This window comes from Pseudomonas sp. VE 267-6A (assembly GCF_024126555.1).
GTDB lineage: Bacteria > Pseudomonadota > Gammaproteobacteria > Pseudomonadales > Pseudomonadaceae > Aquipseudomonas > Aquipseudomonas palmensis.
Genome location: NZ_JAMYBY010000054.1, coordinates 1 through 485, shown reverse-complemented (window position 1 = coordinate 485; position 485 = coordinate 1). Strand labels below are relative to the sequence as shown.

General features: G+C 69.7%; 1 protein-coding gene. It reads right to left on the bottom strand.

Annotated features, from left to right (window positions below):
* On the bottom strand, window positions 1-485 hold a 485-nt coding region (locus NJH59_RS25405; protein WP_253087476.1), incomplete at both ends, for a contractile injection system protein, VgrG/Pvc8 family.

The window sequence follows — 485 nt, the reverse complement described above, 5'->3', positions numbered from 1 at the left end:
GCCGGGTTGGCATGCTCGGTCAGGCTCAGAAAATGCCCGCTGACCAGGCTCGGCTGGTCGCTGCGGCCCTCGGCCAGGCGGTAGTCGCTGCGGTGGCGCTCCAGGGCGCGGGTGGCCAGGTGCTTGCCGCGCGCGCGGTCGCTGAAGCGCGCCGGGTAGTCGTAGTCTTCCAGGTCCGGCGCAGCACCGCTGTCGGCGTCGCTTTCGAGCTGGATGCGCGGTTTGGTGAAGTCGTAGTCGCGCCGCGTGGTGCGGCTGGTGCGCGTGGCCAGGCGCAGGCCGAAGCGCTTGATCACCGGCACGTCGGCCACCAGCCCGGTGTCCTGCTGGTAGGCCACCGGGGCCAGGGTGGGGAATACGGTCTGGTCGTCGCCGAACACCAGCGCATGGCCCTGCGGGCTGTGCTGGAAGTGGTAGTGGATGCCCTCCTCCTCGCACAGGCGCTGGATGAAGTGCAGGTCGGACTCGTCGTACTGCACGCAGTA